Origin of the sequence: Enterobacter sp. WP_7_1 (genome assembly GCF_003688535.1) — a bacterium.
GTDB classification, from domain to species: Bacteria; Pseudomonadota; Gammaproteobacteria; order Enterobacterales; family Enterobacteriaceae; genus Enterobacter; species Enterobacter asburiae.
This window is the reverse complement of sequence record NZ_REFK01000005.1, coordinates 153,497-172,228: the sequence shown is the minus strand read 5'-3', so window position 1 is coordinate 172,228 and position 18,732 is coordinate 153,497. Positions and strand designations below refer to the sequence as shown.

Genomic DNA, 18,732 nt, shown 5'->3' with positions numbered 1-18,732 from the left:
TGGCTTAACAGGGAGGAGAGCTATTTAAAGGCACAGCGATACCGCATCTCTGGCAGAGCCAGAAATGTAAAAAAGGGGAATTACTTATTCCCGCTAATTATTCATATGCGATTACTTCGCAGAGAAAAGCATATTTAAAATATCCTGATAAAGGGGTTCTAATTGTTCTGACGGGACTTTTAAAGGGGTTAATCGACGATAAATCGTCCCCTCAATCATCACGGCGGTAATCTCCACGCAGCAGCGAATATGCTCGTCGCTCAGGTGGGGAAACTGCTTTTTCAGGTGCTCGCAGGCGTTGGCGAACATGCGCGATTCGGCTTCGATCAGCATCGTCGCCACCTGTGGATTACGCGTAGCCTCCGCGGACATTTCCAGCATCAGCGCATCGTCATCTTCGTTGAGGGTCTGTCGCCAGGCGAGCGCCTGCGGCATCCCTTCTACCAGCGTTTTGCCCTGCATCTCCTCGATGCGCGAGTCGATGATGCGGCGGATCATCTCTTCGATAATCGCGTCTTTGTTGCTGAAATAACGGTAAATTTGACCGACGCTAAGCTTCGCCTCGCTGGCTATCTGCGACATGCTGGCGGCGTGAAATCCGCTTGCGCGAAAGCAGCGGCGAGCGGCGGTGATGATCTCGTCCTGGCGCAGTTTTTGTCGTTCTTCCAGCTTTGTGCTCATCGTCGGCTACCGTGTAAAAGTGAGAATGATCGTTCTCAGTATACGTTTTGGGTACGTATTGGAAAGGCCTTTTTTATTTAGATATTGAGGGAATGTTTCCGTATTTAAAAAATGGAGGAAATTAGGAGTTTTTGTGGAGGTTAAGCTGTGAGATATTCAGATTGCATAGAAAATAAGGAGAGAAATATGCACCTGAGCATAACAGATAATGTAACGCCCGCTGAAAAAGAAGAGTTATTAACGGGGTTGAGATCTTATAACGGGCAATTTTTAGATCTGTCGACCTTCAGCGGGGATATTGGCGTTTACGTGCGGGACGATAATGGCGCTATGCTGGGCGGGCTGATTGGGGTGCGTAAAGGCGACTGGCTGAACATTGATTTTCTGTGGGTCAGCGAGACCGTGCGCGGATCTGGCGTGGGCAGCCAGCTCATCAAAACGGCCGAAGAGGAAGCCCGACGCAAAGGCTGCAAGCACGCGCTGGTCGATACCGCCAGCTTCCAGGCGCGCCCGTTCTATGAAAAACAGGGCTACCGGCTGCAGATGTCGCTACAGGATTACCCGTATGAGGGCATGCAACGGCATTATCTGGCGAAAGCGCTTTAAATCCGTTTCTGTGATTATGGATTCAGCTATTTATTGCGAGTCGCATTCCTAATTTGAAGCGTGTTGCTTGTCTTCTTTTCAGGCCCTGACGCATGCTTTGGCCTGGTCAAGTAAACCATGGAGATGGCAATGGAACGCACAGCAAAACTCTTCAAAAAGGGGCGGCATCAGGCCGTAATGCTACCTGCTGAATTCGCTTTTGATACGGAGAGCGTCTACATCCGGCGGGATGAAGAGGGGAATGTCGTTTTAGCGGCAAAACCTGTTCAGACAAAGAGTTGGGATACGTTTTTCCGCATGCTGTCAGTTACGGACGTACCGGATTCGTTTCTGAGTAAAGAGGAACGCAATCAGAGTGTTACGACAAGAGACCCTCTGGATGGAGCATGTTCATGAGGCATATGCTGGATACGAATATCGTGAGCCACTTGTTTAAACGACACCCGGAAGTTATAAGCAGAATGACATGTTTGACTCCGGGGGACGTTTGTATCTCAAGCATTACCGAAGCAGAGTTGCTGTATGGTGCTGATAAGAAGAAAAGCAGTAGATTGAAAGAAACAATCCAGGAGTTTCTCAATACCATCACGATTTGCGACTGGGATAGTGAAGCCGCCGCAACGTATGGTGAACTCCGCGCAGCAATGGAGAAGAGAGGAAAAGTGATGGGCGATCTCGATCAACTGATCGCTGCGCATGCTATCAGTCGGAGAACAACGATTGTGACTAACGATCGTGCATTCAGAATGGTGCAGGAGCTTACCGTCGAAGACTGGACGACAACGTCGTGATCCCTGATGCCGGGTAAGCACAGCGCCACCCGGCAATACCCGCATATAACTTATCCTTCTTATTGATTCTTTTTCGTTTTTTATTCCACCGCCTCGTTGTCGATATAGTCACTTCAACATTCAGCAAAAGGAACTGTCTTGTGAAACGTCGATTGGGTGCTCTGGTACTTGCTGGCCTGCTGCTGGCAGGGTGCGATCAAAGTGGCAGCGATGCCAAACACATTAAAGTGGGCGTCATCAACGGCGCTGAACAGGACGTGGCGGAAGTCGCCAAAAAGGTGGCAAAAGAGAAATATGGCCTGGACGTGGAGCTGGTCGGCTTCAGCGGCTCGCTGTTGCCCAACGATGCCACCAACCAGGGGGAGCTGGATGCCAACGTCTTCCAGCATCGCCCGTTCCTCGCTGAGGATAACAAGGCGCATAACTACAAGCTGGTGGCCGTGGCGAACACCTTTGTTTTCCCGATGGCCGGCTATTCCCGCAAAATCAAATCCGTCTCTGACCTGAAGGACGGGGCAACCATTGCCATTCCAAACGACCCGACCAACCTTGGCCGCGCGCTGTTGCTGCTGCAAAAGGAGAAGCTCATTACCCTGAAGCCGGACACCGGGCTGCTGCCGACGGCGCTGGATATTACCGCCAACCCTAAACAGCTGAAAATAATGGAGCTGGAAGGGGCACAGCTGCCGCGCGTGCTGGACGACCCGAAAGTGGATGTCGCCATCATCAGCACTACCTATATTCAGCAAACAGGGCTGTCGCCGGTGCATGACAGCGTCTTTATTGAAGACAAAAACTCGCCGTACGTGAACATTGTGGTGACGCGCGAAGACAACAAAGACGCGGAGAACGTGAAGGAATTTATCCAGTCGTATCAGTCGCCTGAGGTAGCGAAAGCGGCGGAGACGATCTTCAACGGCGGGGCGGTGCCGGGCTGGTAATCGATCAGACGGAAAACGGGTTGCTTAAATTGGCCCGATTCCATCGGTAATCGCCCTTTAGCCCACAGCGTCAATTGTGACGGCTGGCTATCCTCCTTATCACACCAACCGGAGGATAGCCTATGAACATTACCCACATTCGCAACGCCACCCAGCTGATTACCTACGCCGGAAAACGTCTTTTAATCGACCCGATGCTGGCCCCGAAGGGGGTTTATCCGGGCTTTCCCGGCACGGCGTATGCCGAACGCCGTAACCCGACGGTCGAACTCCCCGTTGACGTCAACACGCTGCTGGACGCCGACGCGGTGATCGTCACCCATACCCATGACGATCACTGGGATCGCGCCGCGGCGGAACTGATCGCCAAAGACAAACCTATCTACGTGCAAAACGACCGTGACGCCGCGCTGCTGCGCAGTCAGGGGTTTAGCAACCTGACGGTCATGACCGACGCGACCTTCTTCGGCGATATTCAGATTGCGAAAACCCAGGGCGGGCAGCACGGCACCGATCGCGCTTACGCCGTGCCGGAGCTGGCGGAGCGGCTGGGCGAGGCCTGCGGCGTGGTGCTGCGTCATCCCGATGAGAAGACGCTTTATCTTGCCGGGGATACCGTCTGGCGTGACGAGGTGGCGGCCGATCTGCAAAAGCACCAGCCGGACGTGGTGGTGCTGAACGCTGGCTATGCCCACGTCATTGGTTTTGGGCCGATTATTATGGGGCAAGAGGACGTGCTCAACGTTCATTTCCTGCTGCCGCAGGCCCACATTGTGGCGAGCCACATGGAGGCGATTAACCACTGCCTGTTGACCCGCAGCGCGCTGCGTGAGTACGTTGAAGCCAATCAGGTGAGTGACGCAGTGAGCATTCCCCAGGATGGCGAAACCGTTATATTCTGAGTGCGTTAAAGGGAAAGGAGAGACAGATGTCGCTAATCAACGTCGCGATTGTCGCGGTAGACGGGTTCAGCCCGTTCCACTACTCCGTTCCCTGCATTCTGTTTGGCGATTCGGTCTCCGGCGAAAAGCGCTTTAACGTGACGATCTGCGCCGAAACGCCGGGTTTTCTCACCTCAAAAGACGGGTTCGCCCTCAACGCCACGCAGGACTACACCGCCATTGGTCAGGCCGATATAGTCGTCGTTCCCTACTGGCAGCACGTCCTTGAACGCCCGCCCCAGACGCTGCTCGACAGCCTGGTGCAGGCGAGAGACAACGGCGCGGAAATCGTCGGGCTGTGTCTGGGGTCGTTTGTGCTGGCCTATGCGGGGCTCCTCGACGGCAAACGTGCGGCCACTCACTGGGAGTTCGAACATCAGTTCCAGTCCCTTTTCCCGCACGTTCAGCTGGATATTAATGCCCTTTACGTGGATGACGGCAATACCATCACCTCTGCCGGAACCGCGGCGGCGCTGGACTGCTGCCTGTATATCATTCGCCAGCGCTTTGGCAGCGTGGTCGCCAACCAGATTGCCCGTCGGATGATTGTTCCGCCCCACCGCGAGGGCGGGCAGGCGCAGTTCATTGCCCAGCCGGTACCTAAAGATACCCGGGACGGACGCATTAACTGCCTGATCGACTATCTTCAGCAGCACATCACCGAACCGCATAGCCTGGACTCGCTGGCAGAGGTGGTTTCGATGAGCCGCCGCACCCTGACCCGTCATTTTATTAAAGCCACGGGAATGAGCGTTGCCGACTGGCTTACCGCCGAACGCCTGCGGCGCAGCCAGATCCTGCTCGAGGCCGGTAATATGCCGATTGAGCGCGTGGCCGAGCTGGTAGGATTTAATTCCGCCGTCACCTGGCGACAGCAGTTTAAGGCGCGTTTTGGGGTCAGTCCGGCGGAGTGGCGAAAGACGTTTCGTCTGCAGAACTAGCATGAAGGTTCTGTAATAACGACAGGTTAAGAAATTTTGAGCATTCAGGAACCTACAGTAGATACTGGTTACAGTTCTTCACCGGTTTGCCGCATACAGACAGAGGAAAAATAATGATTACTACAAGGGTAAAATTATTCTTGTTACTGGCCGCTGTTTGGATAGCAGGAATATTTACCACGCTTTTATTTGGACGTTTGTTGATTGCCCTGGTCAGCTTCTTTTTCATCGGACAATTTGATTTTCCAATCAGTGATCTTGTTGAAGCTACGACCCTTGCCATTAGTGGTGGGATCCTCATTGGAGGAATACAGTGCGTTATGGCAAAAGAAAAGAACCGATCCGAAGACCCACCCCGGTAAGTTGGGTATGAAGAGATTGAACTACCCCAGCCTCTCCACTCTCGGTTGCAGGCAACAATACCGGTGATGCGATGAATGATGCCAACCAGACGATGGCGTGACCCAATGCACCTTTGGGCGTACTTGCTGTTCTAATGATACTAAGCAGGGTGAGGAGCCTGATACAGGAGAGCATATAGCGGCAGAAGAAAATGTGTGGCGTACTAAGTCTCAACCAAACAAACCTGATGCCGATAATATAATTTCTTACCTGTCGAAGAACAGATAGGTACATTGAATGAGGTGGCAAAAAGGACTCATGAAATGATTTATGTATTATTAGGAATTGCACTTTTCGCTTTTGCAGTTGGAACGGCCGTGTTTCTTCGCTTTAGTAAAGTGACGGGAAGAAGCGTTCAGTCACCTTTTACCTCTATGTTTTTCTTTGATGCGCTCTTTTTTGGGCTGGGCAGTAAGCGAGACATGAATATCGCAGCATGTTCGTTTATCGTCTTTTTACTAAGCGTATGGGGATTAACTTATTTAAAATTAAGCGCACATTTTTGGGGGAGTCGCGAAAGTTATTTTGGTTTTGTGATCGCCGGAATTTTGTTTCTGATTATGCACTGTCGCTATTGTGCAAAAAATGTCATTATCAAAAATGATGGGCTTGCACCCATGAGAGAATTGACCAGTATCAGGTTGTCGAGCCTCACTAGCCCCTTTTTATGGTTAAGTCGGGCCGGGTATCTGGGTTTCTTTATAGGAATGATACGTTGAAGCGAAATATGGATAAAGAGAGAGCCTCAATCTCGACGTACTGCCGAACGAAATATCAATATCACGAAAGCGATTGTGGTAGTTATAGAAATGATGATTAATCCTCGATTAAAACTTTTCCTTTTACTGGTATTACTCTGGATGTCAGGTCTCTTTATCACTATGGCTTCAGGCCGTCTGATAATTGCAGCGGCCTCGTATCTCTTCCTTAATGATTTTGATTTCAAGTGGAGCGACTTGATTGCTGCGCTCAAAATCTCTGTAGGCGCAGGGTTCATCATTGGAGGGGGGCAGTCCCTGCAGGTGAAAGAGAAAAAATGAAAATTTCAATTTATTGGGCTTCAAAGGAAGAGAATGCGGCTTACCCCAACCTCTCCACCCTCGTCTCCCCCTCAACCATCGACAGCTGATACAGCGAAAACGACCTCTGCTTCTCAATCAATTTCGCCAGCTCCGGCGAGTGGCTGGTGAGCCAGATCTGCGAGTAGCGGCTGGCCTCGGCAATTAAGCTCGCCAGCGCGGGAAGCATCTGCGGGTGCAGGCTGTTTTCCGGTTCGTTCAACGCGATAAACGCCGGTGGGCGCGGGCTTAACAGCGCTACCGCCAGGCACAGAAAGCGCAGGGTGCCGTCGGAGAACTCCGCCGGTTCCAGCGGCCTGCTCAGACCCTCGCGCTGCATCATCATGCGAAAACGTCCGCCGGTGTTGTCGCTGTAAAACACGCAGCCGGGGAAGGCCTGGTCAAGGATGCGCATCAGCAGCAGCTCGTCGCCGATCTCGACGATGGTCTGAAACGCTGCCGCCAGGTTGGCACCGTCGCTGGCCAGCACCGGGGAGCGGAAACCGACCTGCGGGGCGCGCATCGCCGAGCCGGACGCGACGGAAAACTCATGATAAAAGCGCCAGTTACGCAGGGACTCGCGCATCTGCGACACTTCCGGGTAAAGATGCGGTTCGCCGAGCTGCCCGAACACCGATTCGTTCTCGTACAGCGTGCCGCTGTGGGTCACTTTCTCGTGATGCACGTTGTTCAGAAACACCGTCTGGTTCTTACGCTTCATCAGCTGTGACGAAGGCCGACGGTGCTGGCCGCTCAGCCAGATGGACTCCTCTTTGATCACCGGATCGAGCTGAAACTGCGAGGGATAGGGCAGCTTCTCCACAAACCCGACCTGCAGCTCGTATTCGTAGGTCTCTGTTTCCACGGCCAGATTCATCCGCCGCAGCTGGTCGCTGCGGGTTTTGCCTGCCCAGAACACCTTCAGAATGCCGCCCTCGTTTGCCAGCGCCTGGGAAAACTGCCCCTGAGCGGCGCTGTGCATCAGATGAATCGCCTTGTAGATATTGGATTTCCCGGTGCCGTTCGGCCCGAAGACGATGTTGAGCTGCTCCAGCTCCAGCGACATGTCGCGGATGGATCGATAGTTTTGAATGTGCAGGGTGTTGATCACAGGCAGGCCCCTTTTACAGAATAAGCCTGTATATAATCACAGTCTTTGAGATGAAATGCAAAAAAGAGACGACAGTGAGGATGTCGTCTAAACGGGGTACTGCTTTGGGCCTCTACGGGTCAATGGGGCCTTCGCATTTTTATGATCACTTGACTGCCAGACGCAGACCCAAATCATCAGGATAGGGATCAAAGTAGTTTTGCGTCATCAGATACCGGTCGGGATATTCGGCTAGGTAGTGCTTCAGCAGCGTGATCGGGGCGAGAATAGGCAACTGTCCGTTGCGATAGTGCAGGATCACGTCGCGCAGCTCGCCGCGCTGGCGGGTGTTCAGCTGGTTACGGAAATACCCCTGGATATGCATCAGCACGTTGGTGTGATTCTTCCGCGAGGCGGGTTTTTTCAGGATGGTCATCAGCTTTTCCCGGTACGCCACGAAGAAGGCGTCCAGGTCTTCCCACTCGTGCAGCGAGGCAACGAACGGGCCGATTTCACGGTAGCCTGCCTGATGGTGCGCCAGCAGCTGCAATTTATAGCGGCTGTGGAAGTCCAGCAGCGCGCGGCGCGTGAGACCTTTTTTTCGCAGCGTGTTCAGTTCGTGCAGGGCAAATACCCGCTCGATAAAGTTTTCCCGCAGCACCGGGTCGTGCAGCCGACCGTCTTCCTCGACGGGCAGCCACGGATAGGTTTCAAGAAGGGCGGCGGTGAACAGCCCGACGCCCTCCTTGCGGCCCCGGTTGCCGTTTTCATCGTACAGCCGCACGCGTTCCAGGCCGCAGCTTGGGGATTTTGCACAGACGATAAATCCCGCCAGATCGCCGATTTTTGGCAGATAGTCCGCCGTGAAGTCGGCCATTTTCTGCGTGAGGTCATCATGAGGCGGCTTGCTGAAACGGAGCTGCGTTTCGCCGCTGTCCGTCAGCGTCAGGCGTATGGCCGGGCGAGGGGTCGGCAGGCCGATAGCCATTTCCGGGCAGACGGGCCTGAAATTCACCCACTGGGCCAGCTCATCCATGACGAAGCCCATACGTTTGTGTCCGCCGTCAAAGCGAACGGCGGAACCGGTCAAACATCCGCTAATACCGAGTACAGGTTTCGTTGTCATGGTGTGGTCCTCCCGTTCATATAATTAAAACTTACACAACATGACTAATTTGTCCAAGTATTCGCGGAACTATTTTTTTTATTCCTTTAGAATCAACGCTTATTAACTGCCCTTGTAGGTCGAATAACCGTACTGGCTCAGCAGAAGCGGGATGTGCAGCTTCTCGTTGGTGCGGGTCACGGTAAACAGCACCGGGATCTCCGGGAAGAAGGAGTCCAGCTTTTTGCCGTGGAAGTAATCTGCGGTTTTGAAGGTCACTTTATACACGCCAGGCTGCATGTCCTGATCCTGCGGATAGAGCGATTTGATGCGGCCGTCGTGGTCGGTTTTGCCGCTGGCAATCGGGGTCCACTTGTCCTGCTGCTGCTTCTCCAGCGTAACGGTCACGTCTGATGGCGGCATCCCGGTTTGCTGGTCGAGAATGTGGACGCTCAGCGTGCCGGCAGGGGCGCTAAAGGCAGCAGGGGCAAAGGCCATCGAGGCCAGGATCAGCAGAGGGGCAGTTTTTTTCATGGTGTTTTCCTGTGGAGTTATTCGTCACAGGAAAACGTTAGCATCTGCGGCGCGGGAAAATATTCAACTTTTCGTGAAGATTCCCGCAGGAGAAAATTATCAGAGGATAATCACTTCAAGCGATACCTGCTGCTGCCACTGCTCCACCTGTTTTTTCCGCCCGGCGGTGAGTTTGCCGCTGGTGACCAGAAGCCATTTACGCTCCGGGAAAATTTCCGGTGCCAGCGCGTCAGGCGGAACCGGCAGGATGTCGATTCGGTGGCCCTGCCCGGTACGCGTTAGGGCTTCGAGCCAGATCTCGCACGGGTCGTTCAGGTGCCAGCCGCTGAGCAGAATATTATCGCCCGGCGCTTTTTTATCGCCTTCGAGGCAAAACGAGGTGTAGGCGATGATGATGCCGTCGAGGATCGCGCGCAGGGTCATGGCGGCGGCGACGTTGGCCGAGACCTGGCTGCGCAGCGGGCGCAGCACGTTCGCTACCAGCTCCGGCCTTGGGTATTCGCGTCCGGCGTCGTAAATCATCTGGCGCAGGGACTCGACCTTGCCGTCCTGCAGGCGTTGCAGCATGTTCTGCTGCAGGGTTTGCCAGTTGTTGGTCCGTCCCGGCGTCGGGCGCTCCAGCAGCGGTTTGACCTGGCCGATCGGGACGCCTTTTTTTACCCAGTCGAGGATTTTGAGCGCCTGCTGGACGTCCTCATCGCTGTACTGGCGGTGGCCGCCTTCCGTGCGCTGTGGCTTGAGTAAACCATAGCGACGCTGCCACGCCCGCAGGGTGGTGGCGGTGATGCCGCTGAGTCTGGCGAATTCGCCGATGGAGTAAGCCATGTCCGTGTCCAGAGTGGAGGAATACTCTCAATATACTACGAATTTTCCCGAACGGGATGAAGCGCCGAAACGGTGCACTACACTTAACGTCCAACCGTGCAAATGAAAGGAATTCTCATGAAGCTATGGCCTGTAGTGACCGGTGTTGCCATTGCGCTGACGCTGGTCGCCTGTAAATCCCCCACGCCGCCGAAGGGCGTGCAGCCGATTTCTGGTTTTGACGCCAGCCGCTATCTCGGCAAATGGTACGAGGTCGCCCGTCTGGAAAACCGCTTTGAACGCGGGCTGGAGCAGGTAACCGCCACCTACGGCAAGCGCAGCGACGGCGGCATCAGCGTGCTCAACCGCGGTTACGATCCGGTGAAGAACAAGTGGAACGAGAGCGAGGGCAAAGCGTACTTTACCGGCGAGCCGACCACCGCCGCGCTGAAGGTGTCCTTCTTCGGCCCGTTCTACGGTGGCTATAACGTGATCAGGCTGGACGATAAGTACCAGTACGCGCTGGTCAGCGGCCCAAACCGCGACTACCTGTGGATCCTGTCGCGCACGCCAACCATTCCGGATGCGGTGAAGCAGGATTACCTGAACACCGCACGCAGTCTGGGCTTCCGAACCGAACAACTAGTGTGGGTGAAGCAGTAGCCCTACTGGTAGGAAAACGTAATGCTGGCCAGCGCGTTGGCCGAGCCGGGGACCAGTTCGCCGGTTCGGATGTACTGCGCCTGGAACGGTAACGTGAGCGTCTGTGCCGCCGTGGTGCTCTGGATTAAGAACTGTCCGGTCGCACCCGCGGCCGAGCTGTCCGGCCCCATCGTCAGCGGCCCGCTGCCGTTATAGAAAAACTGCACCCCAACGCCGGACGCCGTGGAGTCTCCGGTCAGCGTCACCACCGACGAGGTGTTCGACGGCGTGGTCTGATCGGTCATCACCGCGTGAACCGCCACGTTCGCGTCGCAGGTCAGGCCGACGGTAAACGTCCCCGATGGCGACGTGCTTCCCACCGTGGGCAGAGTGCGAATATCAATGGTGCCCAGCGCCACGCTGGCGTTTTTGCTGTCGACCGTACACCCGCTGGCGGTTACCGTGATGGTGGTCGGGCTGATAATCACCTGCGCCGTTTTCGTCTCGTTGTTATAGGCGGTGAGCACCGCGGCGTTGATGGTCGGGATGTTATAGACGCCGGATTTCAGGGCGGCACCGGTTTTAATAAAGGTGACCTTTGCCGACCAGCCCAGATCCTGGGCATACCCACTGGTGCCCTCTGCCGGGTAGCTTTGCGTGATACCGGTTTGCAGGGGAATATATTGCGTACTCTTAAAATCCTTCAGCCCGATGATATAGCCCACGCCCGGTACGCCGGTCTCAAAAATGGTGTAATTCGCGCCGTCGACGGTGACAGTCGCACCGCTAGAGATGGCGCTGCTGCTGGGCTGCAGCGTGCCTTTGGTGCAGGTAAAAATAAGCCCGCACCAGAACACCTGCTGCACGCTGGCGGTGGCGCTCCAGGTCGAGCCGATAATGCTGCCCGGCACCACGGAATCCGCCGGCCCGCTGTAGGTCATCGGCTGAGGGGAGAGGGTAATATCCGATTTCCAGTCCAGCGCCTGCACGCTGGCGCAGAAAAGTAATCCGCCGAGAAGAAACGCTAAACGCATCATAGATACTCCGTTGTCCAGGTCGCGAGGGCTGACACATCACCGGCGCTCACGGGTGCGCCAGTGGCAACCAGTTGCGCGTAAAAGGTCATCTGTACGCTGTCATCCCCCGCCGTTCCGTACGCGGTGGTCTTTGTATTCAGGGGAATGAGTACGCTCTCTTTATCAAGGATCTGCACCGCCACGCCGGTAGCGCCACCGTCGGCAATTTTCAGCAGCTGCGGGTTGGCATCATCCGGCGCACCGCTGAAGCGGATTTTTACGCCCGCAAAGGTTGGCCCGCACGCTTCAAGCCTGAGCGTGAAGGGCGTTTTGATATTGCTGACGGCCCCGGCGCGCGTAAATTGTTTGATGCCGATGGTGCCCAGCGGCACATTTTGCTCCTCAGAGTCCTGCGCCACCACGCAGGTGTTGCCGATCAAATTGCCGGTAACGGAGACCAGCACGTCATACCCGCGAACGGGGAGAGCGAAAGCCAGCAGTGCGATGCAGCCGATCCGAAACGTTACTGACATACCACCTCCTGAGAATAAAGACCGGTGCGGGCGTTAAAGTGCTGCTTGTTTAAGGCATAGGTAATAGCGCAGCGCTGGCGGCTGCCGCGGCCCCACACGGCGTTCAGCGTGCCCTTTTCTGACAAACCGGAAAGATACAGGCTGCCGCCATCGCCGACGATGCCGCTGGTTTTGTCATCATCGATCGAGACCAGCGTGCCGAAGGGGAGCACATCGTTGCCGTGACGCACGATAAACATCGCTTTTGCTCCCTGATGCGTGGTGAAGGTGGCGCGAACGAGGGCACCGTCGGTAGGCGTTTTGTTGGCGATGGCGTTTTCCAGCTCCACGTCGTTGCCGGCGGTCGTCACGTCCAGCGCGACCTGGTTAACGCGGTACGGCGTGGCGTACGGGATCACCGCGTAGCCACGGCTGTCCGTTTTGATGCCCTTATGGTTAAGCACGGCGACGCTGCTGGCCCCCGGGGCTTTTACCAGAATGTTGGTATTTCCGAGCGGCTGGCTCAGCGTCAGGCCATCTTCATGCACTACCGCACCGCCGCTGATGCCGTAGCTGAGGTTGCGGGAGTCGCTGGCGTAGCTGTAGCCCAGGTTGTAGTCTCCCCACGCGCCTTCGTACTGCAGGGTGGCATCGCCGCCGTAGTGCTGCTGGGCGCTGTAGCGCTGGTTGACGCTATAGAACAGGTTTTCCTGGCCCGGCAGGTAGCCGCTCACGCCCGTGCTGGCGGTTGTGCCGGTGGAGTCTGCATGGGTCGTGGTAAAGCGCGCGCGGGTCGACAGCGTCGGGTTGCCCGGCGGGACCGAAATCGACATCGACAGGATGTTATCTTTCTTGTCGTCATACAGGCTCGAGCTTCGCTGGACGCTGACGCCAAGCGACGCGTTGCGAAACGTGGCGTTCCACGCAAACTGCAGGCTTTGCGTGGTATTTGACGTGTTCCAGTAGGTCTGCTGATCCCACGACAGTGACAGCGAGCCGTATTGTCCCATCGGCTGCGACAGCAGCAGCTGGTTTTTTGCCTTGCGCGACATGCGCAGGTTGTACACGTTGTCGTAATGGGTGGTGACGGTGCCATCGTCTTCCACCGTCTGCTTTGGCGATCCGCCCGACATCCCTTTGTACGTCGTGTCGCTGAGGGTATAGAACCCTTTCGTGGAGTAGCGCAGCGAGAAGAAGTTCACCCGCGTGCCAATGTCGTTCAGCAGTTTGCTGTAGCGCAGGCGCACCGAATCACCGCTGTAGTGCCGATCGTCCGCCAGCTGGCTGCGGGCGTGGGTCAGGTCGATGGAGTAGGCGCCAAAGCGGCCGAGGTTCTGCCCAAACCCGAGGGCCAGGCCGTTATAGCGATCGGCAAACTGCGCCCCGCCGTAACACGTCAGGCCGTATCGCCAGCCGTAGAACAGCTCGCCCTGCGCGAAAGAGGGCGCGTCCTGATTGCCCGTCGGACGGTATTTCCCGGCGCCGAGGGCATATTTCACCTGTCCGTTACGCACCAGGTTCGGCACGCTGGCAAAGGGAAGCGTGTATTGCGTTATGCTGCCGTCGTTCTCCTGAATGGTGACCGCCAGATCGCCTCCCGAGGAGGTCGGGTAGAGATCTTTCAGCACAAACGCCCCCGGCGGGACGGAGGTTTGATAGATGATGTTGCCGTTCTGGCGAACCGTTACGGTCGCGTTGCTGCGCGCGATGCCGCGAACTTCAGGCGCATAGCCGCTGAGGCTGGCGGGCAGCATGTTGTCATCGGTTTTCAGGGCGATACCGCGCAGGCCCACGGAGTCGAAGACTTGCGCCGAGGTATACGTTTCCCCGGCATACACCTGCGCGCGCAGGGCGTGAATATCGCGCTGCAGCCAGGTCTGCACGTGGGTGAGCTCATTGCTGTCTTTGGTCCACGTGGTGAAATCACGCAGCCGCCACGCGCCCAGGTTGACGCCGCTGTTGAGGCTTGCAAACAGCTGCTGTTCCCGCGTGCGCGTCTCGCCGCGATACTCATTGTTCGAGCCGTTGACCACGTAGTTCAGCCACGCGGCAGGAATGCCCGCCTCCCAGCTTTCCGGGCTGACGTATCCGCGCGGCAAATTGCGCATCGCACTTTGCGGTACGGTGAAGCTCAGGGTGAGCGTCTTCTGGTCCAGATCAAACTGCGTATCCGCAAACGCCTTTGTTAAGAAGATGCAGCGCTGCGCCAGCGGCAGCGCTCCGCCCTTCGCCTGATGGCTATCGATGCCCAGCGCGGCGAATTGTTCAGGCGTGAGGCAGGGCAGCGCTTCACCCGTGCTGTCCTCAGCAAGGCGGAACGTGACGTTACCCGTGAACGCATAATTCGTATTGATATACACGTTGAGGTTGTAATCACCCGGCGGCAACGCGCTCCCGGCGTTGACCCAGGCGAGATCGGCGCTGTTTGCGCTCTCGCCGTTGAGGAACGCGGGGTTAAATTGCAGCTCGCTTTCAGCAGCCACGGCTTGCCGAATCACCAGGGAGATCACCGTGGCGCACAGGATTTTTATTTTCACGTGGTCACGCCTTACTGTTTTTATTATTGGGATAACGACGCGCGCGTAGCGGGGGTCCATGCCCCGTAATCGTTAATGGTCTGATAGCTCATGCTGCCCGCATGGCTGAAGGTTTCGGCCAGCGTCACGCTGCCTTTCGGGGGCACCATCACCGGCTGCACCGGCATACCGTCAATTTTCACGTTGATGGTGGTGAGGTAGTACGGCGTGGGGTTGCTGAGCGTCACTTTTCCGGCACGATAGGCACCGGTCAGGCGTTTCCAGGCTTCTCCCGGGCTCTCACTGAGTCCTTCCGGGCGATAAAAGACCTTAATGCGGTTAGCCGACGCAAACTGCAGCGTATTCCCGGCGCCGCTTTTCGCCTGCTGGGGGATGGCTTTGACCGTCATCCAGTAGAGCGTCTCCCGATCCGCTGGCAGGGCTTTGCCGTTGAACATAATTTTCACCGCGCTTTCGCTGGCCGGCTTCATGACGTACAGCGGCGGCGTGATCGCGAAGTCGTTGGTGCGTTCGCCTTGCTCATTTTCCATCCATGACTGGATCAGGAACGTGGCGTCGGGATGGGTGTTTCTCACCTGCATCATGGCCTGGCTGGTGGCGCTGGAGTAGACCATTCGCGTTGCGCCCAGCCCCACGCCGCCGGCATAGACGGCGGAGGAACATAACGCGCCCGCCAGGCAAATCCATGTGTTTACGCGCATAGTGCTTCTCCTGAAAGCTAAGACAGGCCCGGCTCGCAGACCGGGCCTGAGGATTACGAATAGGTTACGGTGTAGGTCGCGACGGCGCTGGCATCACCCGCGGTGGCGCCGCCCTTCGGCGAGTAATATTTCGCGCTGAAGTTCAGGGTGTTGGCACCCTTACGCAGAGGGATGGCCGCAGCAGGTTCACCCAGGTTCACCACGTTGCCCTGCTCGTCATAAAGGCGAATAGCCACGTTTTGCGCAGAGTTGGCGCTGCCGTTTGCCCCGACGGACAGGCTATTCACATCGGAAGTGTCCGGCGTGCCGGTGAAGGTGACGGCCACGGTTGTGGCGGCAATCGGGTTCTCATCCGTAGAGGCTGAGGTATCGGCGATTTCGCAATCTTCCAGGGTGATGGCAAACGCTTTTGCCGTGCTGGCAACGCTGCCGGCGGTCGCCAGCGTTGCGGTACGCACTTCACCCATATCAACGTCAATGTTGGCGCTTCCTGCGCTGATGGCGCAGGCGGAGGTCACCACTTTGCCGCTAAAGTTCACCGTGCCGCCGCTGGTGCCGGCAGCCAGGGCCGTGCCCGCTGGCAGTAATGCCGCAATAGCGATCGCGAGCAGCGTTTTATTATTGAATTGAGCTTTCATTGTCCTGATTCCATTATGGTGTTATGTCGAGATTTGCTCTGAAAGCAGCAGGTCTAACTGGTTAAAAAGACCAGCAAATCTGTCTTGTTCCTGAGCCCGAGTTTTCTTATCGCTGAGCTTTTTAACGCGCTGACACGACGGTAAGAAAGCTGCTCTGTTTCGGCGATGTAACGCATATCCAGACCCTTTCGCAGTTCCTTCAATACCCTCCATTCACCCGGCGTCAGCGATAACGCCGTGGGTTTTTTTAGTGGGCGATAACGGCTATCGACCATTCTTAATACGCTGGCTCGCCAGTGATACAGCGGGTCCTGCAGCGAGAGATAGGCGTCTATTTCACCGCGTATCCACAGCCAGGAATTTGCCGGTGCGGAATACATGCAAATAAGTACGTCGGGATAAAGGACTTTCATCTTCCTGATATATTTCAGGCAGTCATATCCCGCGTGATATTTCTCCATGCCGGATAAAAAAATTACGTCTACCGGTGCGGCTGCGAGTATCGTTTCGATCTCCGCGTAATTATCGATCGATGCTGTAATCTGCATAGCCGGGACAATATTTTTTAATAACGCGGCGATCCCCTGGCGCGCAAAGCGATCTCCACCCAATAGCGCGATATTTAAATGACGTGTGTTGTTGAGCTTATTCGCCATGTCATTCCCTCGATTTATAATTGTAATGAGACTCGTCTGTCTGGCAGAACGATGCCTGTATTTTCGAAGCAATTAAGCATTGCACGGTGTGAGCCCACTATACTCAGGGCGTAAAAGAGGTAACCTGAATTAATCTTAATTTGTTTTAAGTACGGTTTAGGTGTAGCGTCAATTTCTCCTCGCTGAACCGGCTTTTGCTTATCTGCCTGTAAATAATCATACCGGTAGTTTTTATTGAAAAGTTGGCTTTAATAAATGTTTTGTAAGGAAATAGTCTGGGGACGTCATGCGACGCGGGTTGTTACTGACGGTGGCTAACAGTTTCGCACCGAAATTGTTAATTAAGACGACAGCTTTCGAATTGGTCGTAATTTCGAAACCCGCTGGCAGAGCGCGTCCTTTCTGCTTTTTATTAAAAAAACAAATTAAGCGCGCTGAATAATTCAGACAACGATGGCTGAAGTGTTCAACGGGCGCCTTTGTCGAGTTTTGTCAGTGTCAAGACGGCTTAAAATGGCGGTTAAGAAAACTTCAGACCGGTCAGATAAAGAGAAAGGAAAAATAAGATTTTTCGCCAGGCGCCAGGATATACAGTTGCGCATTAATCCGTCACATTAATCCTTACACAGGCGAGGGATACGCAGGTTAACCGTGAAGGGAATCTACTGGAGCAACAGGCGTTGACCGGAGGTATTTAGCCCATTCTATGCATAAGCATTACATTATTAATGGTCTGGTAGAGTTTCATCCAGCGGCCAGCACATTACGCGATCTCAACAATCCTGACCGGGTGGTGGTATTAAATTCCCCGGCGGGGCGCTGTTTGTTGTTATTAATAGAAAGAGTCGGAAGTATAGTGACTCAACAGGAGTGCATGGATATTGTCTGGCAGCGCCGGGGGATGCTGGTTTCGCCTAATACCTACTACCAGAATATTTCTATTCTGCGTAAGGGGCTGAAGAGAGTAGGGTTTGAAACCGATCCGATTGTCACTATCCCGCGCATTGGACTGACGCTCGCAAGCGATACGCAAATCACCGTTAAAGAGACACAGCCGCAGGCTGAAGAGGAAGAACGTGCTGCTCCGGATGTCTGCGAAGAGGCTGTCGCCCCGACGGTTTCGACGCGCCGCTTCTGGCTGCCGGGCGCGCTGGTGCTATTGCTGATGCTGGCTGGCGTGAGCGTTATCAGCCATAACCTGCTGCATGACAGCTATTTCGTCGACGGGTACCGCTTCGCGATGAAGATGGGCGAATGCCAGCTCTATTTTTCTCGCGATATTGAAACGCAGCGCGACCGGGATAAAGCCCTGGCCTATGCCGCCCCGTTTAAGGACCAGTGCGCGAACTATCCCTGGGTGTACGTCAGCGGCTACATCCTGCTGCCTCGCGCATCGGTCATTCGCTGTGACAGGCCGATGACGGAACCCAACCGCTGTATGTCCGATTATTTTATAGAGGATCGCTAGTATGGTTCGCTACCGTCAAACGCTTGTTGCGCTCTGCCTGTGCCTGCTGATGGGGGCTGCCGTGTCGGCGTATTACCTCTGGCATCGCTATTACATCCAGCCCTTTTCCTGTCAGGCGAACTTTATTCAGCATCACCGTGATGAGACGCTCTCTCTGTGGCTGAATTACACCGTGGAGGGTAACAGCGGAATACTCAGCATGAATGGCCGGTTGAAAAGCGATCCTACGAAGACCCTGAATCGCAAAGTTTTCTTTCAGATTGAGCGCAAAGACAGCGTCTATAATCTGACGTCCATACGCAATATGAAATTTCCGGACGACAACATCAGCGACAGCTGGCTGGAGAAGTACGAGCCCTTATTTTTTATCTATCCGAATAAGAATATTTATATGCGTATTAAGAAACAGCAGAATGAGAATTATTTATTTATTCTGGGGACGCTGCCGACCTATGTGTGCCACACGTCAAAAAACGGATAGCGAAAGGGAGAAATGTTTTTAATTTTTTTGCGACCATCATTTATGCTTGATTTAACAGCCAGGACCTATCTTAGGAAAATATAACAGCAACAATAATGTTGCGATAATGTAATTATTCTTCGGCAAGTTAATGAAAAATATAATTGATGATAGCGTCATAATGACGCCTGCACGGAATAAATCCCTG

Annotated in this window: 23 protein-coding genes; 12 read left to right on the top strand and 11 right to left on the bottom strand. The window is 55.0% G+C overall.

The features are described from left to right. Positions 1 to 111 precede the first annotated feature (111 nt). Complete coding sequence (locus tag BJ885_RS19465; protein WP_029740765.1) at positions 112 to 681, bottom strand: TetR/AcrR family transcriptional regulator; 570 nt, start codon at positions 679 to 681, stop codon at positions 112 to 114. Positions 682 to 867: 186 nt separating this feature from the next. Between BJ885_RS19465 and BJ885_RS19460 the strand changes: the two genes are divergently transcribed. The 9 genes from BJ885_RS19460 to BJ885_RS19420 all read left to right on the top strand — a co-directional run bounded on the left by BJ885_RS19460 (position 868) and on the right by BJ885_RS19420 (position 6,343). Next, a complete protein-coding gene (locus tag BJ885_RS19460) occupies positions 868 to 1,287 on the top strand; it encodes a GNAT family N-acetyltransferase (RefSeq protein ID WP_054830082.1) in 420 nt (139 codons plus the stop codon). A gap of 129 nt (positions 1,288 to 1,416) precedes the next feature. Further along, positions 1,417 to 1,683, top strand: a complete 267-nt coding sequence (locus BJ885_RS19455; protein ID WP_029740767.1) for an antitoxin — start codon at positions 1,417 to 1,419, stop codon at positions 1,681 to 1,683. Next, complete coding sequence (locus tag BJ885_RS19450; protein WP_029740768.1) at positions 1,680 to 2,078, top strand: type II toxin-antitoxin system VapC family toxin; 399 nt, start codon at positions 1,680 to 1,682, stop codon at positions 2,076 to 2,078. Before BJ885_RS19455 ends, BJ885_RS19450 begins: the two co-directional genes overlap by 4 nt. Before the next feature lie 140 nt (positions 2,079 to 2,218). Beyond that, entirely contained in the window at positions 2,219 to 3,019 is an 801-nt protein-coding gene (nlpA, locus tag BJ885_RS19445) for a lipoprotein NlpA (protein WP_023309849.1), read from the top strand. A gap of 122 nt (positions 3,020 to 3,141) precedes the next feature. Beyond that, complete coding sequence (locus tag BJ885_RS19440) at positions 3,142 to 3,921, top strand: MBL fold metallo-hydrolase (RefSeq protein WP_121932574.1); 780 nt, start codon at positions 3,142 to 3,144, stop codon at positions 3,919 to 3,921. A 26-nt stretch (positions 3,922 to 3,947) separates the two neighbouring features. Beyond that, positions 3,948 to 4,901 (top strand): GlxA family transcriptional regulator, encoded by a 954-nt coding sequence (locus tag BJ885_RS19435; RefSeq protein ID WP_121932575.1) that lies wholly within the window; start codon positions 3,948 to 3,950, stop codon positions 4,899 to 4,901. A 113-nt stretch (positions 4,902 to 5,014) separates the two neighbouring features. Continuing rightward, positions 5,015 to 5,263: a hypothetical protein gene (locus BJ885_RS19430; RefSeq protein ID WP_121932576.1), complete on the top strand. Its 249-nt coding sequence runs from the start codon at positions 5,015 to 5,017 to the stop codon at positions 5,261 to 5,263. A gap of 303 nt (positions 5,264 to 5,566) precedes the next feature. Further along, complete coding sequence (locus BJ885_RS19425; RefSeq protein WP_121932577.1) at positions 5,567 to 6,022, top strand: hypothetical protein; 456 nt, start codon at positions 5,567 to 5,569, stop codon at positions 6,020 to 6,022. A 90-nt stretch (positions 6,023 to 6,112) separates the two neighbouring features. Next, positions 6,113 to 6,343: a hypothetical protein gene (locus BJ885_RS19420; RefSeq protein WP_147449228.1), complete on the top strand. Its 231-nt coding sequence runs from the start codon at positions 6,113 to 6,115 to the stop codon at positions 6,341 to 6,343. A 40-nt stretch (positions 6,344 to 6,383) separates the two neighbouring features. Here the strand turns inward: BJ885_RS19420 and BJ885_RS19415 are convergent, their stop codons facing one another. From BJ885_RS19415 to BJ885_RS19400, 4 genes are all read right to left on the bottom strand, one after another. Then, entirely contained in the window at positions 6,384 to 7,472 is a 1,089-nt protein-coding gene (locus BJ885_RS19415) for an AAA family ATPase (protein ID WP_121932578.1), read from the bottom strand. A 145-nt stretch (positions 7,473 to 7,617) separates the two neighbouring features. Beyond that, a complete protein-coding gene (locus tag BJ885_RS19410; RefSeq protein ID WP_121932579.1) occupies positions 7,618 to 8,577 on the bottom strand; it encodes a DUF523 and DUF1722 domain-containing protein in 960 nt (319 codons plus the stop codon). Between the two features lie 102 nt (positions 8,578 to 8,679). After that, complete coding sequence (uraH, locus tag BJ885_RS19405) at positions 8,680 to 9,090, bottom strand: hydroxyisourate hydrolase (protein WP_024906656.1); 411 nt, start codon at positions 9,088 to 9,090, stop codon at positions 8,680 to 8,682. Positions 9,091 to 9,189: 99 nt separating this feature from the next. Beyond that, complete coding sequence (locus tag BJ885_RS19400; protein ID WP_029740778.1) at positions 9,190 to 9,915, bottom strand: MerR family transcriptional regulator; 726 nt, start codon at positions 9,913 to 9,915, stop codon at positions 9,190 to 9,192. Positions 9,916 to 10,032: 117 nt separating this feature from the next. Here BJ885_RS19400 and BJ885_RS19395 point away from each other — a divergent pair, with 117 nt between their 5' ends. Then, positions 10,033 to 10,557, top strand: a complete 525-nt coding sequence (locus BJ885_RS19395; RefSeq protein WP_121932580.1) for a lipocalin family protein — start codon at positions 10,033 to 10,035, stop codon at positions 10,555 to 10,557. Positions 10,558 to 10,559: 2 nt separating this feature from the next. Here BJ885_RS19395 and BJ885_RS19390 read toward each other — a convergent pair whose 3' ends face one another. The 6 genes from BJ885_RS19390 to BJ885_RS19365 are packed head-to-tail and all read right to left on the bottom strand — an operon-like array spanning position 10,560 to position 16,596. Next, on the bottom strand, positions 10,560 to 11,570 hold the full coding sequence (locus BJ885_RS19390) for a fimbrial protein (protein ID WP_121932636.1): 1,011 nt from the start codon (positions 11,568 to 11,570) through the stop codon (positions 10,560 to 10,562). After that, the gene (locus tag BJ885_RS19385; RefSeq protein WP_121932581.1) at positions 11,570 to 12,085 is read right to left on the bottom strand and encodes a fimbrial protein; all 516 of its coding nucleotides are present in this window, start codon (positions 12,083 to 12,085) and stop codon (positions 11,570 to 11,572) included. Before BJ885_RS19385 ends, BJ885_RS19390 begins: the two co-directional genes overlap by 1 nt. Next, positions 12,076 to 14,601 carry a fimbria/pilus outer membrane usher protein gene (locus BJ885_RS19380; RefSeq protein WP_121932582.1) on the bottom strand — a complete coding sequence of 842 codons (2,526 nt, stop codon included), beginning with the start codon at positions 14,599 to 14,601 and terminating at the stop codon, positions 12,076 to 12,078. Before BJ885_RS19380 ends, BJ885_RS19385 begins: the two co-directional genes overlap by 10 nt. A gap of 23 nt (positions 14,602 to 14,624) precedes the next feature. Further along, complete coding sequence (locus BJ885_RS19375) at positions 14,625 to 15,302, bottom strand: molecular chaperone (RefSeq protein ID WP_121932583.1); 678 nt, start codon at positions 15,300 to 15,302, stop codon at positions 14,625 to 14,627. 53 nt (positions 15,303 to 15,355) lie between these two features. Then, the gene (locus BJ885_RS19370; RefSeq protein WP_029740784.1) at positions 15,356 to 15,940 is read right to left on the bottom strand and encodes a fimbrial protein; all 585 of its coding nucleotides are present in this window, start codon (positions 15,938 to 15,940) and stop codon (positions 15,356 to 15,358) included. A 53-nt stretch (positions 15,941 to 15,993) separates the two neighbouring features. Continuing rightward, on the bottom strand, positions 15,994 to 16,596 hold the full coding sequence (locus BJ885_RS19365; RefSeq protein WP_121932584.1) for a LuxR C-terminal-related transcriptional regulator: 603 nt from the start codon (positions 16,594 to 16,596) through the stop codon (positions 15,994 to 15,996). A gap of 706 nt (positions 16,597 to 17,302) precedes the next feature. Between BJ885_RS19365 and BJ885_RS19360 the strand changes: the two genes are divergently transcribed. Further along, positions 17,303 to 18,064 (top strand): winged helix-turn-helix domain-containing protein, encoded by a 762-nt coding sequence (locus tag BJ885_RS19360; protein ID WP_121932585.1) that lies wholly within the window; start codon positions 17,303 to 17,305, stop codon positions 18,062 to 18,064. A gap of 1 nt (position 18,065) precedes the next feature. Continuing rightward, entirely contained in the window at positions 18,066 to 18,545 is a 480-nt protein-coding gene (locus BJ885_RS19355) for a hypothetical protein (protein WP_121932586.1), read from the top strand. The last annotated feature ends 187 nt before the right edge of the window (positions 18,546 to 18,732 follow it).

Excerpts from the sequence above, each read along its gene's own strand:
- BJ885_RS19465 (WP_029740765.1), bottom strand. The coding sequence starts at position 681 with ATGAGCACAAAGCTGGAAGAACGACAAAAACTGCGCCAGGACGAGATC.
- BJ885_RS19460 (WP_054830082.1), top strand. The coding sequence starts at position 868 with ATGCACCTGAGCATAACAGATAATGTAACGCCCGCTGAAAAAGAAGAG.
- BJ885_RS19455 (WP_029740767.1), top strand. The coding sequence starts at position 1,417 with ATGGAACGCACAGCAAAACTCTTCAAAAAGGGGCGGCATCAGGCCGTA.
- BJ885_RS19450 (WP_029740768.1), top strand. The coding sequence starts at position 1,680 with ATGAGGCATATGCTGGATACGAATATCGTGAGCCACTTGTTTAAACGA.
- BJ885_RS19440 (WP_121932574.1), top strand. The coding sequence starts at position 3,142 with ATGAACATTACCCACATTCGCAACGCCACCCAGCTGATTACCTACGCC.
- BJ885_RS19435 (WP_121932575.1), top strand. The coding sequence starts at position 3,948 with ATGTCGCTAATCAACGTCGCGATTGTCGCGGTAGACGGGTTCAGCCCG.
- BJ885_RS19430 (WP_121932576.1), top strand. The coding sequence starts at position 5,015 with ATGATTACTACAAGGGTAAAATTATTCTTGTTACTGGCCGCTGTTTGG.
- BJ885_RS19425 (WP_121932577.1), top strand. The coding sequence starts at position 5,567 with ATGATTTATGTATTATTAGGAATTGCACTTTTCGCTTTTGCAGTTGGA.
- BJ885_RS19420 (WP_147449228.1), top strand. The coding sequence starts at position 6,113 with ATGATGATTAATCCTCGATTAAAACTTTTCCTTTTACTGGTATTACTC.
- BJ885_RS19410 (WP_121932579.1), bottom strand. The coding sequence starts at position 8,577 with ATGACAACGAAACCTGTACTCGGTATTAGCGGATGTTTGACCGGTTCC.
- uraH (WP_024906656.1), bottom strand. The coding sequence starts at position 9,090 with ATGAAAAAAACTGCCCCTCTGCTGATCCTGGCCTCGATGGCCTTTGCC.
- BJ885_RS19400 (WP_029740778.1), bottom strand. The coding sequence starts at position 9,915 with ATGGCTTACTCCATCGGCGAATTCGCCAGACTCAGCGGCATCACCGCC.
- BJ885_RS19395 (WP_121932580.1), top strand. The coding sequence starts at position 10,033 with ATGAAGCTATGGCCTGTAGTGACCGGTGTTGCCATTGCGCTGACGCTG.
- BJ885_RS19390 (WP_121932636.1), bottom strand. The coding sequence starts at position 11,570 with ATGCGTTTAGCGTTTCTTCTCGGCGGATTACTTTTCTGCGCCAGCGTG.
- BJ885_RS19385 (WP_121932581.1), bottom strand. The coding sequence starts at position 12,085 with ATGTCAGTAACGTTTCGGATCGGCTGCATCGCACTGCTGGCTTTCGCT.
- BJ885_RS19375 (WP_121932583.1), bottom strand. The coding sequence starts at position 15,302 with ATGCGCGTAAACACATGGATTTGCCTGGCGGGCGCGTTATGTTCCTCC.
- BJ885_RS19370 (WP_029740784.1), bottom strand. The coding sequence starts at position 15,940 with ATGAAAGCTCAATTCAATAATAAAACGCTGCTCGCGATCGCTATTGCG.
- BJ885_RS19365 (WP_121932584.1), bottom strand. The coding sequence starts at position 16,596 with ATGGCGAATAAGCTCAACAACACACGTCATTTAAATATCGCGCTATTG.
- BJ885_RS19360 (WP_121932585.1), top strand. The coding sequence starts at position 17,303 with ATGCATAAGCATTACATTATTAATGGTCTGGTAGAGTTTCATCCAGCG.
- BJ885_RS19355 (WP_121932586.1), top strand. The coding sequence starts at position 18,066 with ATGGTTCGCTACCGTCAAACGCTTGTTGCGCTCTGCCTGTGCCTGCTG.